This window comes from Shewanella septentrionalis (assembly GCF_025370265.1).
Taxonomy (GTDB): Bacteria; Pseudomonadota; Gammaproteobacteria; order Enterobacterales; family Shewanellaceae; genus Shewanella; species Shewanella hafniensis.
On record NZ_JAMTCC010000026.1, the window covers coordinates 1 to 15,294 of the forward strand.

The following is a 15,294-nucleotide window of genomic DNA, read 5'->3' on the forward strand; positions in this document are numbered from 1 at the left end:
ACACAGCGAAAACACTCAGATGCAGTGGCAGATAACCTGCTAAACATGAACTTTAACCCCGTATCGGCTAATGAGGTTTGGGCGGGTGACGTGACCTATTTAAAGACGGGTGAGGGCTGGATGTATTTAGCTGTGGTGATGGATTTATATTCACGCCGGATTGTGGGATGGCACATAGACAAACGCATGACCACGGATTTGATATCTAAGGCATTAATAAAAGCCTACAACCTGCGCCAACCGGCCAGAGGGCTGGTATTTCACAGTGACCGAGGCTCGCAATATACCAGTAAGCAATTCGGTAGGCTGCTATTGAGCTATGGTATCCGAGCCAGCATGGGTGATGTGGGAGCGTGTTGGGATAATGCCGTTGTTGAGCGATTCTTTGGCAGCTTAAAACACGATTGGATTTTTAAAGTTAATCAACCAACAAGGGAGTTTATGAAGCAAGATGTGACTGCTTACATGAAATATTACAACTTGGAGCGACTTCATTCTGCTAATGGTGATCTGTCACCTGTAGAGTTTGAAAATTCTCAACTAAAAGTGTCCAGTTTGGGTTGACCAGTACAGTATTCAATGCTATTCCGAGCATTAAAAAATCTGGAAAAGTAATAGGTTTAAAAGACAAAATTTTGGGAAAGTAGCAAAAACACAAGATTTTCTGGAAAAAATAAAATGCCTAACAAAAACAGGCTTTGCAGCATTTTTCCAGACTCTGAGTGTGGTAGTAAGCCAGTACTATGAGGTAAAAGCGATTTTTTGCTTTGATTTCATTATATTTAGGGCCAGCTAATGCTGGCCCTAATTGATCACAGATAGCATAAAATCATTAACTCTCACGCGACTTTCCTATAATCTCGACTGAGTACTTTGCATTTTAAACACATAGCGCGGTTATCGCTGCGCCACTGTCATCGGGATAAATAGCGTAATGCTTAAAGAACTCGCGTTCGATGGTTTGTTATTTAGTCCATTAATTATCTTTATCCCCTTAGCTTTTCTGCTTTCCTGCATCACTCGCTTGGTACTCTATCAAACTGGGCTCTATCACAAGCTGTGGCGCGAAGCTTGGTTCGAAGTTGGGCTGTTTATCTGCTATCTGGCGTTGGTCATTTACTTGCTTGGGAGTTGATTGTTCATGGGAAAAATCTTTCGTATCAGCCTCACCCTCATTGTGGTCGCGGTTGCAGGTATCGCGGGATATTGGATATGGTCACACTACCTTTATTCTCCTTGGACTCGCGACGGCCGAGTTCGCGCCGAAATCATTACCATAGCGCCAGATGTGTCCGGTTGGGTGAATCAACTGAATGTAAAAGACAATCAAGTCGTCAATAAGGGTGATGTGTTGTTCACTGTGGACGATACCCGCTACAAGGCCACCATTGCCGAATTGAATGCCAAAGCGGAAAGTCAAAAATTGGCATGGGAACTGGCAAAGCATAAGTACAAACGCCGTATCGGTTTGACCAATGACAACTTGGTCAGCAAAGAAACCTTCGACGAAGCCTTTATCAATACCGAACTGGCAAGAACCAGTTATGAACTCGCACAGGCGCAATTGAACACCGCCAAAATTGACTTAGCGCGAACGCAAATTCACGCCCCCGAAAACGGCACTCTGATCAATTTAAGTCTGCGTAATGGCAACTATGTCAGCAAAGGCAACTCGGTATTTTCGCTGGTCAAACAAGACTCCCTCTATATCACAGGCTATTTTGAAGAAACCAAAATCCCCTTGGTTCACATAGGTCAAAACGCCGATGTTAGCCTGATGAGTGGCGGCCATGTCTTGCATGGCAAAGTGACCAGCATAGGTAAAGCAATCGCTAACACCAATGTCACTACTAATGGACAGCTATTGCCGCAAATCGGCCAAACCTTTAATTGGGTGAGGTTGTCGCAGCGTATTCCGGTCGATATTGAGCTAGATAGCATTCCTAAGGACATAGAGCTGAGCGTCGGCATGACAGTTTCCATCCAGCTACAGACTGACAAATAGTCATTATGACGCTGTTACTGAAGAGTTTATTCTTTCCAGACCGACGAACCCTCATCTTCGCGATTAAAGGCGTGATTTCGATGGCGCTCGCCTTATATGTGGCCATGTTCTTAAATCTAGAACGGCCATATTGGGCGCTGGTGTCGGCGGTATTCCTGCAAATCCGCCCTGAAAGCGGGCTCGTGATCGAAAAGGGCTTATGCCAAATCGGCGGCACCTTAGTCGGCGCGCTCGCGGGGATTGCCATACTCAACTGGTTTACGCCCTATCCCGAACTCGCCTTAGGATTACTCGCCTGCTGGATAGGGCTAAATTCTGGGTTGTCGGCCATGGTACGCCAGCAAAACTTTGTCTATGCCTTTGCTATGGCGGGCATGACCGCCTGCTTGATAGTACTCATTGTGATGGCGAGCCCGAGCACGGCCGATAGTGCAAAAATATTCGATGTGGCGCAGTCGAGGATCAGCGAGATTGTTGTTGGGGCGATTTGCGCCGTCTTGGTCAGCTCGCTACTTTGGCCGACCAAGGTAAAACATAGTCTGCAATTGCATGCTAAAAACACTATTAATCATACGCTTAACTATCTTGCATTAGAACTAGATTTACAGGGGGAACATGCGAGTCGCCATGAACATATCGACACGATTATGGAGTCAGTATCGGCGCTAAGTGACGACTCCAGCGCGGTGATTTATGAAGGCCCCGAAGGACGCGGGCAGAGCCATGCGGCGAACTTTCTCTGCAATAAAACCCTTTCGCTATTGGCGGCAATCCAAATATTTGGCCGGCTGCAACGTAATCATTCCCATCTTGTTAGCGAACCACTCGCGAAATCCTTAGCCAATATGCGCAGTAGTTTTACCTTGATGGCGCAATCGAGTGATTACCAAGAATGCTACAAAATGGCGCGCACCTTGAGGTATCAACTCCAGCAAAACCTGATGCAATACCGCGACCGCGCGCCGCTAGAGACGCGCTTACTCAAAGTCGCAATGGAATTAAGCGCCGATCTGATCATGGTGCTCAAGAGTTATAACGTGCTAACCAGTCATTCTGCGGTGCAGCTCAACGCGCCGCCGATGGAGTTTCACCGAGACCCATTAATAGGCGTTACCACTGGCCTGCGCAGCATGGCAGTGTTTGTCATTGGGGCTTCATTGTGGATCGGCACAGGGTCGAGCGCGGTCCTCATGATGATCCTGCTGCCCGTGGTCTTTTCCATCATGATGGCGCGCCAACCACTGCCGATGTTAACCACGATTTTGCGCCGTATTCTTGTCGGCATCACTATCGCGGCACCACTCACAGTGTTTTACGCTTTACCTTTGCTGGCAAAGAGTAGCGGCGATTTCGAAATCCTCGTTTTAGTGCTCGCTGGGCCGTTTTTTATCGGCTTACTCGCCTTGGCGAATCGACCGACCTTACCCTATGGGCTCGGCATTTGCGTGCCGTTTGCTGTGTTAGTGCAGCCCAGCAACACCATTTCATTTGCGATAGAAAACACCGTCAGCAATGCCTTAGCGATTTTTGTCGGCGTTACTGTGCTGTATTGGTTGTTTAAATTGATTACCGAACCCAGCCAGCGGTTGATGCAATATCGTCTGCTGCAATCCATCCAAAAAGATCTGGTGCATATCGCGCAGCATGATGATCCTGAGCCTTGGTTTAACGCCCGCATGGGCGATCGACTGCTGCGGATCGCCAGTTACGAAAAAGGCTCGGGCAAGCGTTCGAGGGTATTTACCGATCTGGTTTTTACGGCGCTGAATCTCGGCCATGTGTCGATTCGAATGCGGCGCATGTTACAAGGCATTGCAGATAGGCACTCAGAGTTAGGCTTAGAAAATATACTCAACCATTGGCAACATAATTTAGGTCAGGCATTTATCGCCTGCGCCCACGGCCAAGTCGCAGAAGAGTTTAACATCAGCAGCGAAGCCTTATTACAAGCGCTGGCCCAATGTCCGTTACCCCACGAACAATTCACTATGATTGCTGGGATGTTTGAACGCATCACTTTAACCTTTGAACGCACTGCTCACAGTATCGCCGAGCAGAAAAACACCTCAGAAAAATAGTCAGTTCTCAAACTATTTTTCGCCCCAAAAGCCGCTCTTTTACTGCCACCAAAACCATTTAAATCCAATAGAAGCTTGATATTTGGCCGATAAAATGCCTTAATATAGTTAGATCACTAACTATATTGGTGATATAAATTCAGTTATCAACCAAGGAGCAATTATGTCTACGGAGAACCCAGCAGAGGAAAATCTCATCTCGCAGGCAGCAAGTTTTACCCGATTACACGCCAAGGAAACAATGCAGTTTATGTGTTTATTTGCAATATTAAGCACCTATCTCTTTGTCATTTTGAAACCGAGTATTATTCAAAATAACAAAGCGTTAGGAGATAAATAATCCATGAATTACCTCGCTTATATTTCCTTAGCTGTTTATTTTATTGCTATGCTCGCCATTGGTTTATTCGCTTACAAAAAATCCACCAGCGATGTGTCTGGCTATATTCTGGGTGGCCGCAAGGTAAGTCCACAGGTGACCGCACTTTCAGCGGGGGCGTCTGACATGAGTGGCTGGATGCTCATGGGTCTACCCGGCGCTATGTTTTTGGTTGGCTTCGAAACCATTTACATCGCACTCGGACTATTGATTGGTGCTCTAATCAATTACTTAATCGTCGCACCTAAACTTAGGGTCTATACCGAAGTGGCGGATAACGCCCTCACTATTCCAGAGTTTTTTGCTAAACGCTTTGGTAATGCCAATAGCAGTATACGTATTATTGCCGCGGCGATAATTGTGATCTTCTTTACCTTGTATACCTCAGCGGGTTTAGTGGCTGGCGGTAAGTTATTTGAGTCGGCATTTGGCCTGAACTACGACTTAGGTTTAGTCGTCACCCTCGCTGTTGTGGTTTCTTATACTTTATTGGGCGGTTTCTTGGCTGTGAGCCTCACTGACTTTGTTCAAGGCTGTATCATGTTTATCGCCTTAGTCTTAGTTCCTGTCGTGGCATATCAAGAATTTACCAGCGCTGACACTATGTTGAACTTTGCGTATCAGTCGATTCCACACTTCACCGATGCGATGCAAAACGTCACTATGTTAGGGCTTATCTCAAGCTTATCTTGGGGACTCGGTTACTTTGGCCAACCGCATATTATTGTGCGTTTTATGGCGATTCGTTCAGTAGCTGACATTAAAACCGCCAGACACATAGGTATGGGCTGGATGACAGTGACCATTGTGGGTGCACTGGCAACAGGCCTTGTCGGTATCGCTTACGCCAATAAATTTGGTATGAAGCTGACCGATCCTGAAACCATCTTTATCGTGTTTTCTGAGTTGTTGTTCCATCCGATCATTAGTGGCTTCTTACTGGCCGCCATTCTGGCCGCGATCATGAGCACCATTTCATCGCAGCTATTAGTGTCATCAAGCTCGCTAACGGAAGATATCTATCGCGTGATGTCGAAGAAAGAATCTACCGAAAAAGACATGGTGAAAATGGGTCGCTTTGGCGTAGCAGGCGTGGCAATTGTCGCGAGTCTACTGGCGCTCGACCGCTCTAGCAGTGTGCTGTCACTGGTGAGTAATGCATGGGCAGGATTCGGCGCAGCCTTTGGTCCATTAGTTTTGTTTAGCTTGTATAAAGCTAACTTAACTCACAAAGCCGCGATTGCGGGCATTGTCTCTGGCGCAGCTACCGTTCTATTTTGGATTTATGCACCGGTATTGGCAGATGGAAAAGCCCTAACCACAGTAGTGTATGAAATGATCCCCGGCTTTGCAGTCAGCAGTGTGGTGATTTGGGTAGTCTCGTTACTCGATACTGATCCCTGTGCCAAAACCACTAAATTATTCCACAAAGCTGGCCGTGTTTTAGCCGAAGACAGATGAGGCGCGCAGGTATGACTGACTTACCCTGGAAACGCATTGTCGTTAAGGTAGGTAGTGCCCTGATTGCACCACACAAGCAAGGTTGCAGCAGCCACTACTTACTCGGCATTGCCCAATTTATTACTTATTGTCGTGCCCAAGGGATCCAAGTTGTCTTGGTCTCTTCGGGCTCAGTCGCCGCGGGATGGCATCACTTTGGCGTGGTGGATAAACCGAGCGTCACTGTGAAGAAAGCCATGGCAGCAGCGGGTCAGGCCGATATGATGGCCACATGGAACAAGTTATTTGATTTCCCGACCGCACAGCTACTGTTAACCCACGGCGATTTACGCAACCGAGATCGTTACATCAGTATTAAAGATACGATTTTCAGCCTACTCGAACATGGGCTACTGCCTATCATCAACGAGAACGATGCCGTGACCGCCGACAAGCTCAAAGTTGGCGATAACGATAATCTCTCGGCCATGGTAGCCGCAGCAGCAGATGCCGATACTCTGATAATCTGTTCGGATGTTAATGGGCTTTACACACAAAACCCCCATGAAAATCCCGATGCACAGCTTATCAAGCAGGTGACCGAGATTAATGCCGAGATCTACGCCATGGCAGGCGGCGCCAGCAGCGCCGTCGGCACTGGTGGTATGCGGACTAAGATACAAGCCGCCAAGAAGGCAATTTCCCACGGGATCGAAACCTTTATTATCAATGGTTTTGATGCTGACTCATTCAACCAATTATTGAAGGGCCAAAACCCAGGAACCTTATTTACCCCCGATGAAAAGCCAATGCAAGATCACTTGCACTGGATGACACATACCTCGCAGGCTCAGGGCGAAGTCATTGTTGAAAATGACTTTAATATCTCCCTCGACATCCATAGCGAGCAATTGACCAGCGACGATGTCGTTGCCATCAACGGGGACTTTTCTGCCGGTGACACCATTTTAGTACGCAAAGGTGATGGTACTAAATTGGCCAAGGCCAAATCCAATTACAGCAGTTGTTTACTTAGCTTTATTACGGACCAAGACGATCGCGAGTTTGCCAGTGAATTTCAGCAAAAGACTGGACCGATCATTTCCGAGAAAAACATCGCCATTCTCGAATAAGCATCAGCCGAATAAAACTAAGCGAGTAAACATCTAAGCGGAGTAAATATGACTTTAATCAATAACTTACCTAAAGAAGCTGCTAAAGCGGCTCTTATTCTCGCCCAAGTTGACGAACAGCTTAAAAATACTGTACTCCTCGACATGGCGCGTTCATTACGTGAAAAGTCCTACGAAATCCAAAGCGCTAACTTGATTGACCTACACAGAGCAACAGCCGATAACGTTGCCCCTGCTATGCTCGACCGCTTAACGCTAACACCAGAACGCGTAGAAGCCATGGCAGTAGGGATTGAAACCATCGCTGCCTTGCCCGATCCGATTGGCAACGAACGCTATATTGGTCAACGACCTAACGGCTTATCCATCAGCAAGATGCGCGTGCCATTAGGCGTGGTTTGTATGATTTATGAAGCACGTCCGAATGTTACCGCCGATGCGGGTGCCCTGTGCTTTAAATCCGGCAATGCCGTGATTTTGCGCGGTGGTAAAGAGGCGCTGCATACCAGCAAAATTATCGCCACCATTTTGCAAAGTGTATTGAAACAGTACGGCTTGCCCGAGGCGTTAATCACAGTGGTGCCCGATCCTGACCGTGCCCTGATGTTGGAACTGATGCAGCAACGAGATTATATCGATGTGATCATTCCCCGTGGCGGCGAAGGCTTGATTAACTTTGTATCTGACAACAGTAAAATCCCAGTGATCCAGCATTTTAAAGGCGTGTGTCATTTATACGTCGATAAAGATGCCGATCTGGATATTGCTTTGGACTTACTGCTCAACGGTAAAACCCAGCGCACAGGCGTGTGTAATGCCCTCGAAGCACTCTTAGTGCACCAAGAAATTGCCGCGCAATTTCTGCCTAAAGTGGCCAAAGCGCTGGCCGAGCATAAGGTTAAAATCAATGCTTGTACCCAATCCGGTGGCTACTTCGAAAACTGTACTTATATGGAAGAAGACGATTTCGGCCAAGAGTATTTAGATCTCGAAATCGCCATTCGCCAAGTCGATCACTTCGACCATGCAATCCAACACATTGCCCGTTTTGGTAGCCAGCACACCGAAGTGATTTGCACCGAAAACGAAGTCACAGCCGCACGCTTCCAACGTGCAGTCGATGCCTCAGTGGTGATGGTCAATGCCTCTTCGCGCTTCTCCGACGGCAGCGAACTCGGCCTTGGTGCGGAAATCGGCATCGCCACCACTAAGCTACATGCCTATGGCCCAATGGGGCTCGAATCCTTGACCGCTGAGAAGTATTTAGTCTCAGGTACAGGCCAGGTACGGGCGTAATAGTTACCGCCTTAACGACCCAATACGTGAACACAAAAATCGAAAGCCCTGAAGCAAAATACTTCGGGGCTTTTTTATGGCAACAGTGAAATAAGAGTGCTTAATAGCAACCACTCACTAAATCCTTTATAAAACTTCCCGCGACATCCTTTACGCTACTCCATCACACTGTGATTTACCGGCTTGATAGCAACTCGGTTGGCGTGGGCAGACTGCGCCGCGGGAGCAAATCAGGCGGGCGTCGTTTTTGATCCCGCGCTCTATCCAGTTGATATTGAGGATTTTTGCGACGCTGACCAGATCACTTTTAATGTGCTTTGGAATAGTGACTGAACCGCCACTGGCGACACAGGCATCTTTCAAATCGTGGGCGATAGACAGAGCATCTTTGCCTTGGGCTTCAATCGCCGGATTTAAATCAATACCGGCGCAGAGGACATGCGGGTTACCCGCCGAATCTTCGACTTTAATCGACTCGCAGCAGTAAATGCGTGGTTCGTTGCCGACGTTTAAAATCGAAATCTGTGCCGAAGTACCAACCGTTGGCTCGCTGATCATCCTAAAGACGGCCCAATGCTGGCAGGGATCTTCCACTAGTCGCATATTGCCCCAAGGCAATGGGATCCCGTTACCGCGATAAACCGCCTTGAGCTTGCCCGGTGCGTAAGCGTCGAAATAATGCCAATGAGGATAAGGAGAGACGACTGTCATGCGCCGCATAGCGACTGAGGCTGACACTTGAAGTTGCTTGTGTACTTCAATCTCATAACCGTGGCGGTCGAGTAATTGGCGATAAGGCACTTTAGGGCACAGCAGCGCACCGGCGAAGAAGCTCGATTCAAAATCGCGCCACGCATGCAAAATGTCCTGCGCGTTCAAAGTATTGGACTGCATACCCGCTTCTTCGTCGACTTCCTCTTTACGGCCTGAGGTCATCACACTCTTGAGGCCGTCTTTGTTGTGCAGCACACAATGACCTATGTGCACGGCTAAGTCATATTTGAGTCTATTAGGACGATTTTTGAGGATTTTATTCACATAAATCGTGCTCGGCGGCTCAAAAAATGAGGTGACTAACTGGCGTGAACTCACGCCCATATCGTCGATCACTTCCTGCGGCGTGCTATCTATCCATTTGATTTTTAATCCCATGCCCTTGGCAATATCCATCATATCGTCCAGAGATAAGGGCATGCGCTTGAGGCCGACTTCTTCGGCGGCACGCTCAAGATCGGGGAAATGATTTTGATGGTGTTCTTGATGGGCGCGGATCAATAAATGGGCAAACTGCCGACCAGAGATCCCCGTCTGCGACAGCATTTCTGGTATCGCGATTTGCAAAATATCATTGGAAAACAAAAAGCTGGGTTCGAGCGCCATACCGCTTATGCCACCACGGCGGCCCTTGTCTGGCGTAATAGCGCTTTCTTCAGGCACATCGTCGAGAAACCAATCGGCGTCTTTTTGAAAAACCGCAGCGATGACTGCCAGCATTCCGGCACTCGGCACACGTTTTCCACGCTCGATCATCGACAAATATGACACAGAGGGCGCACTTCCGGCGTCGACTCGAATGCAGCGTGCCGACAAATCTTCCATGGTTAAGTTATTACGTTTCCGTAGGTTACGTATTTTTGTGCCTAGGAAGTGTGATTTTCTCATCAAGCTCTGGTCATTGCGCATTTTGTAAAATTCACAGTGTAAAATTTTTATTGTGAAATTGTAGTAAAAAAAAGACTAGACTACAAATTAAGCAATCAAGAAACGACTCAAGCGAACCAGTGGAGTCAGCCCATTCAAGAAATGCTTAACCACTAACATCTAAAGCAGGCAAGCACTTAAAGCGGACAAGCCAAGTTGAAAACAAACTTTGATAAGCCAAAAGTTAAATCAAAACCCTGAATTTTTAAATTGAAAGAGTGAGAGGAACGAGCGATGAATATGTCAATTATCAAGAGCAACCAGATCCAACCGAATCTAAACAGCCTCATCGCAGAAGAAGTGCTAGCCGTGGCCCAAGTGAATGTCGCCGAGCACGAGAAGATCGCCAATGCGAAACAATTCCTCGACCGCCTCTTTCCACTCAACTCTGGTTCACACCAAGATGTGAGCAGCTATGTGGTTTACTACCAACACCTGCTGGCTTTTTTTGCCGACGGCAGCCACAGCGGTTTACGTCAGCCAAAACAGTTTGTGGCTTTTAACGGCACTAAAGATGCGCCTTGCGCCATAGTGTTGCAGGACCTAGGTTGCCACGTTGAACTCAGTTTCGACCGCAATGGCATGATAGGTGCGAGAGACGTTGCCAATCTGGAAGATATCCAAATCGAAACGTCATTAAACATGGTCGTCGGAACACAAGAGTCACGTTCAGCCGCATCGCGCCATTGGCTCAGCCTATTACATGCGGGTATGTCTAGCGCTAACGACACCCAAGATAAGTTGTTTACCGCAAAGGATGGCAGCGATTACAGCTTGAAAAGTATCGTAAATTTATAATTTTACGCTCTGTAACCTCACCATTTATTATCTAGCTAAGAAGATGAACTGAGCACAGTTCATCTTCTTCGATTTACCCTCCTGCTTTGCCAAACCTTCTGAGAGTCAATAAAACTGATTAACTAGTTAAGTTTAATTGATTTTATTGAGGATCATACACACAGCTATAATGCCCTCTTGCATCTGTCTCCATGATCAATCCAATTGATCGCCATTTTGTATCCGTCGCTTAATGTGAAGATCTGTGGTTGGAACGATAAACCGAATCGCTCGAGCCTAAGGCGTTATGAATTCTTCATCAACATCACAGCAAGATAATAAGACTCACCGCATCGTTTTCATCTGTGCGGGCTTGTTATGCCTCGCGCCTTTTATCTCATCGCCCATGGCGCTAGTGTTAGGTTTTACCTTAGCCAGTCTTGGCTGGGTGCCAGTGCAATGGAATATCGCCGCGCTCACCAAAAAACTCCTGTCTTATTCGATCATTGGCTTAGGGTTTGGGATTAACTTAAACGCGGCGATAGAGGCGAGCACCCACAACTTCGGCCTGATTGTTGGCTCAATCTTTTTCACCCTGAGCTTAGGGTTTGTGCTTACCCGCGCCCTGAAATTTGATCATGTCACGGGCCATTTGATTGCTTCTGGTACTGCTATTTGTGGTGGCAGCGCCATTGCCGCAGTCGCTCCGGCCATCAATGCGCGTAACGATCAAACCGCCACTGCGTTAGCCTGCGTATTTGTGCTCAATTCAGTCGCACTGTTTTTATTCCCCGCACTCGGTCACTTGCTCAATATGAGCCAATACGATTTTGGCGTGTGGAGTGCCATCGCCATCCACGATACTTCATCGGTTGTCGGCGCCGCTTCGGCCTATGGCGATGAAGCCTTAAAAACCGCTACCACCATAAAACTCGCCCGCGCCCTGTGGATTATCCCGATCGCATTGGTCAGCGCAGTGCTGTTTGGTGGCGATAAGCGCAAACTTAACCTACCGTATTTTATCGGTTTTTATTGTCTAGCTATTGCCGTGGCCCATTGGTTACCACAATTCCACGCTGTTTATGACACCTTGTTTATGATGTCGAAACGGGCATTAGTCCTGTGTTTGTTTTTGATTGGTGCAGGAATTACAGTGCAGAAAATGCGGGCGAGTGGCCCCAAACCTTTGTTGCTTGGGATCATGCTGTGGGCAGCGATTGGTATCACGTCTTTAGTGTATATTCTTTATTTTCAATAGCTAAGATTTAGCTAAAAAAAGCCTGCCTACTCTGCCGTCGGCTTCATTCGCCAAGCCCAGCAGAGGACGCCTACAAAGGCGGAGAATTCGATAAGTGAACGCACGAGTCCTGTGGTTTGCGTCGAAGCGACCAAGGCAATCAGGCAAAACACGATAATCAGCCAGTTTTTCAATTGCATCTTCCTGCAAACTTAGGGGATGCTCATTATTGTTTAGAACTAAAAACTCAGCAAATATCGATTTTCAATAACAAATAGCTATAACAGCTAAGCCAATCCAGCGCAGATTAAGCCGCCTTAGAACTTGATGCCGCTTCATTCGCAGCAAGATCTTGATTATGTTCTTGAATAAAGTCTTCCATAAACCAAGCACAGAAAGTGTGCCGTCCATCCACTGCCGCTTTGCTATAAATGGTCGATGCCTGTTGTCTGACGGTTTTTTCTTTAGTCTGGCGAACTTCGGCAATTTCTTTAAAACTTAAGCCTTTAAGTAATAAAAATGCCACTTGCTGCTCACTCTTAGTAAAGCCCCAAGTCTCGAATTGCTGCGATACAGCTTGGCTGTATTCTTGTCTGGCAGAGCGCATTTGCGTCGACATATTGTCGATTTTTTTATCCGCATGCTCCAACCGTTTAGCCAACGCTTTCACTTCGCGGGAGCGACGAATAAGGTCATAACTTAAGTACATGGCACCAATCACAGTGAGCACTAATAACATGGCTTCCTGGGCAATATGCCATTGGGGAATGCCCAATTGAATGTCGGATGAGATGTCAAAAAGCTTAAAGCATATGATCAAGGCCAACAGACCAATAATGACAAGATCCTTCATCGAAAAACTCCTAAATAAAAGCAAAATCAACCAATTAATTTATGGGACATATGTACCATAGACGGTTTTATGATACATGTCCCCCACGACTTTCGCCCACCAATCCCTACACTGACAGCACACTTTATTACCATAGAATCGTCCTATGTCTGTCAGTACGTCTTGTATCAAGTTATGTCTGTTGGCGACCTTAGTCAGCAGCAGTTTCCTGTGCCACGCCGCGAATTCCGAGCTATCTCAAGCACTCTCCACCAGCCAAGCTAGATTACATTCTCTATCTCAATCGGGCGGCCAGTTACCGCAATCACAAATAAGCTTGAGCAGCTCAGCTTGGCTCAATGGCCTGCCGAGCATTAGCCTGAGTCACTTAGGTAGCCTAGATAATGGTAACAGCTACGAGCAGGAACTCTCACTCAATTTGCCAATAAAATCCCCTGCTTTGCACAGCAGCGACAAGCTGATTAAACAACTCACCCAAAGCATTCAGGCGCAACAAGTCGCGCTGCAAGGCCTGTATTTATCGGGATTATTGCGACAAAGCCTGTGGGAACATCGTCTTGCTACAGTGAAACTGGCCCAACTAGATCGCAAGAGCCAATTACTCGACAAGCTCCATAGTCAGCAGAAGCAACTCACAGATGCGGGCGAACTGCCGATTGCCCACATACTCTTGTTAGAACGCGAACTGGTGGATATTGCACTGGAACGGGTCGATCTTAATCAGCAACAGGCTGAGGCGCTTGCCCTCTATCAACAGCTGACAGGACAAGATCAAATACCGCAGGACATAGCCGAAACTGCGCGGCCACTGTCAGCCAGCAGCCAACCCAATGACATTCTCGCGCAGCATCCATTATGGCAATTATTGAGCCTGCAGAAGCAGCAACAGCGACTGATCATCCAGAGCCAGCAAGCGGGAGATAAAGACCCTTGGACAGTGTCACTCACGGCCAAAAATACCGCCGATAACCAAGTTGATGATCAACAGCTTGGCATCGCAGTTTCTGTGCCACTGACTTTGGGTTCTGCCCTATCGCAAACCGAATTATCCCAATGGCAACAAGCCAATACCGAGCATACGCTCAACCTCGACCGTACCTATATCGAACTGAAAACCCAGCTTAAAAAGCTAGAGCAACAGCAACAAAACTTACTCGACCAACAGACATTGCTAACCCAAGCCTTACACCTTAGCCGCATCATTACTGAAGAGCTGGCCAAGGTCAAAGACCAAAATCAAGTTAGCTACGAAGTCTGGCTGCGCCGCTATATGGATGCACTCGATACCGAATCCCGCTTGGCACTGAACCAAGTCGCGCAGCAACAACTGCACTCCCAACAACTGCAAGCCTTAGGAATTTCATTATGATGGCCAAGTACGGCGCATGCCTTTTCTGTTTATCCGCCAGTGTAGCCACGTTAGCGCAGGCTGAATCCCTAACAATTAGTTCCCTCGGTAATTTAGACCTGAGTTATGTGCAACCACAGAAAGTCGCCAGCTATGAGGGCAGCCCATTGCCCGCGCAGGTTGAAATCCTCCCCGGTAATGATTACTGGATCAGCACGCCGGAGAATATCCAGCAGATCAGCTTCCTCGTCGGCCAAGGCCAGCTCGTTACTAAGGGCCAGGCGATAGTCAAACTGACAGGGCCAGAAGTGTTCCACTACCTTGCCCAAGTCGAAGCCGCTGGCAGCTTATATCAACTGGCAAAAAGCCGTTATGAGCGTAATAAACCCTTATTAAACAATGGCAGTATCAGCGCCGAAAAGTGGCGCGAGATCAGCCAAGACTACTTCAGCACTCACCTCGAATACGAGCACATGCAGCATTTTATGGAGATAGTCAAAAGCACAGATGCCACCACAGACTCCCTAGTGGTGGGCACACCAGTGGCGGGAATCGTTAAACTCAACCAAGTGAATGGACCTTATATGGCGGGTTCACAGCTATTTTCACTGGTGCCTAGCGACAGTATTCGCGTCAAAGTCAGCGTGCCTATGAGCCAGTCACATTCGCTCTCGGCGGTGAACATCAATCAGTGCCATATCGCCATTGAGTCCGTGTCGGCCATCGCCGAAGGTGCCTTCGTTACTGCTTGGTCATCACCCGTGCCGCAGGAATGTAACTTACTGTTAGGACAACAGATCACTGTGATACCCGAGTATCAAAAGGCGGTGTATTTATTGCCTAAAAATAGTGTTTTTAGTTGGGAGCAAGATAGCCAAGTCTTCACTAAAACCGCCGACACGCTCACCTCAATTACGATCGATATTCTCGGTTCAACCCCTGAGCAATATATCGTTGAAAGCGATCAAGATCTGAGCCAAATCCAAGTGTTATCCCAGTCGGTTGCCGCAGTTAAAGGCATAATGCTTGGCCTAGGAGGCGAATAAG

General features: G+C 47.5%; 14 protein-coding genes and 1 pseudogene. 12 read left to right on the forward strand and 3 right to left on the reverse strand.

Features of this window, described 5'->3' with window-relative positions; genetic code table 11:
* The 8 genes and pseudogenes from NE536_RS15060 to NE536_RS15095 form a co-directional block, all read left to right on the forward strand.
* A pseudogene (locus NE536_RS15060) lies at positions 1–564 on the forward strand (IS3-like element ISSba3 family transposase); the annotation flags it as partial.
* A 370-nt stretch (positions 565–934) separates the two neighbouring features.
* Entirely contained in the window at positions 935–1,135 is a 201-nt protein-coding gene (locus NE536_RS15065; RefSeq protein WP_006079439.1) for a DUF1656 domain-containing protein, read from the forward strand.
* 6 nt (positions 1,136–1,141) lie between these two features.
* The gene (locus tag NE536_RS15070; RefSeq protein WP_261273186.1) at positions 1,142–2,005 is read left to right on the forward strand and encodes an efflux RND transporter periplasmic adaptor subunit; all 864 of its coding nucleotides are present in this window, start codon (positions 1,142–1,144) and stop codon (positions 2,003–2,005) included.
* 5 nt (positions 2,006–2,010) lie between these two features.
* Entirely contained in the window at positions 2,011–4,083 is a 2,073-nt protein-coding gene (locus NE536_RS15075; RefSeq protein WP_261273187.1) for an FUSC family protein, read from the forward strand.
* A gap of 163 nt (positions 4,084–4,246) precedes the next feature.
* Entirely contained in the window at positions 4,247–4,423 is a 177-nt protein-coding gene (locus NE536_RS15080; RefSeq protein WP_261273188.1) for a hypothetical protein, read from the forward strand.
* 3 nt (positions 4,424–4,426) lie between these two features.
* Positions 4,427–5,923 carry a sodium/proline symporter PutP gene (gene putP, locus NE536_RS15085; RefSeq protein ID WP_261273189.1) on the forward strand — a complete coding sequence of 499 codons (1,497 nt, stop codon included), beginning with the start codon at positions 4,427–4,429 and terminating at the stop codon, positions 5,921–5,923.
* A gap of 11 nt (positions 5,924–5,934) precedes the next feature.
* Entirely contained in the window at positions 5,935–7,035 is a 1,101-nt protein-coding gene (gene proB, locus NE536_RS15090; protein WP_261273190.1) for a glutamate 5-kinase, read from the forward strand.
* Between the two features lie 48 nt (positions 7,036–7,083).
* Positions 7,084–8,331 (forward strand): glutamate-5-semialdehyde dehydrogenase, encoded by a 1,248-nt coding sequence (locus tag NE536_RS15095; protein ID WP_261273191.1) that lies wholly within the window; start codon positions 7,084–7,086, stop codon positions 8,329–8,331.
* Positions 8,332–8,481: 150 nt separating this feature from the next.
* Here NE536_RS15095 and NE536_RS15100 read toward each other — a convergent pair whose 3' ends face one another.
* Complete coding sequence (locus NE536_RS15100) at positions 8,482–10,014, reverse strand: DUF3612 domain-containing protein (protein ID WP_012588922.1); 1,533 nt, start codon at positions 10,012–10,014, stop codon at positions 8,482–8,484.
* A gap of 252 nt (positions 10,015–10,266) precedes the next feature.
* Here NE536_RS15100 and NE536_RS15105 point away from each other — a divergent pair, with 252 nt between their 5' ends.
* Positions 10,267–10,830: an aldolase/citrate lyase/malate synthase family protein gene (locus tag NE536_RS15105; protein ID WP_261273192.1), complete on the forward strand. Its 564-nt coding sequence runs from the start codon at positions 10,267–10,269 to the stop codon at positions 10,828–10,830.
* Positions 10,831–11,116: 286 nt separating this feature from the next.
* A complete protein-coding gene (locus tag NE536_RS15110; protein WP_261273193.1) occupies positions 11,117–12,067 on the forward strand; it encodes a YeiH family protein in 951 nt (316 codons plus the stop codon).
* Between the two features lie 26 nt (positions 12,068–12,093).
* Here NE536_RS15110 and NE536_RS15115 read toward each other — a convergent pair whose 3' ends face one another.
* Together NE536_RS15115 and NE536_RS15120 are read right to left on the reverse strand one after the other, a co-directional pair.
* A complete protein-coding gene (locus NE536_RS15115; protein ID WP_086014207.1) occupies positions 12,094–12,240 on the reverse strand; it encodes a hypothetical protein in 147 nt (48 codons plus the stop codon).
* A 113-nt stretch (positions 12,241–12,353) separates the two neighbouring features.
* Entirely contained in the window at positions 12,354–12,899 is a 546-nt protein-coding gene (locus NE536_RS15120; protein ID WP_107402977.1) for a helix-turn-helix transcriptional regulator, read from the reverse strand.
* A gap of 145 nt (positions 12,900–13,044) precedes the next feature.
* Between NE536_RS15120 and NE536_RS15125 the strand changes: the two genes are divergently transcribed.
* Positions 13,045–14,268 (forward strand): metal transporter, encoded by a 1,224-nt coding sequence (locus NE536_RS15125; RefSeq protein ID WP_261273194.1) that lies wholly within the window; start codon positions 13,045–13,047, stop codon positions 14,266–14,268.
* Entirely contained in the window at positions 14,265–15,293 is a 1,029-nt protein-coding gene (locus tag NE536_RS15130) for an efflux RND transporter periplasmic adaptor subunit (RefSeq protein WP_261273195.1), read from the forward strand. Before NE536_RS15125 ends, NE536_RS15130 begins: the two co-directional genes overlap by 4 nt.
* Position 15,294: the final 1 nt, after the last annotated feature.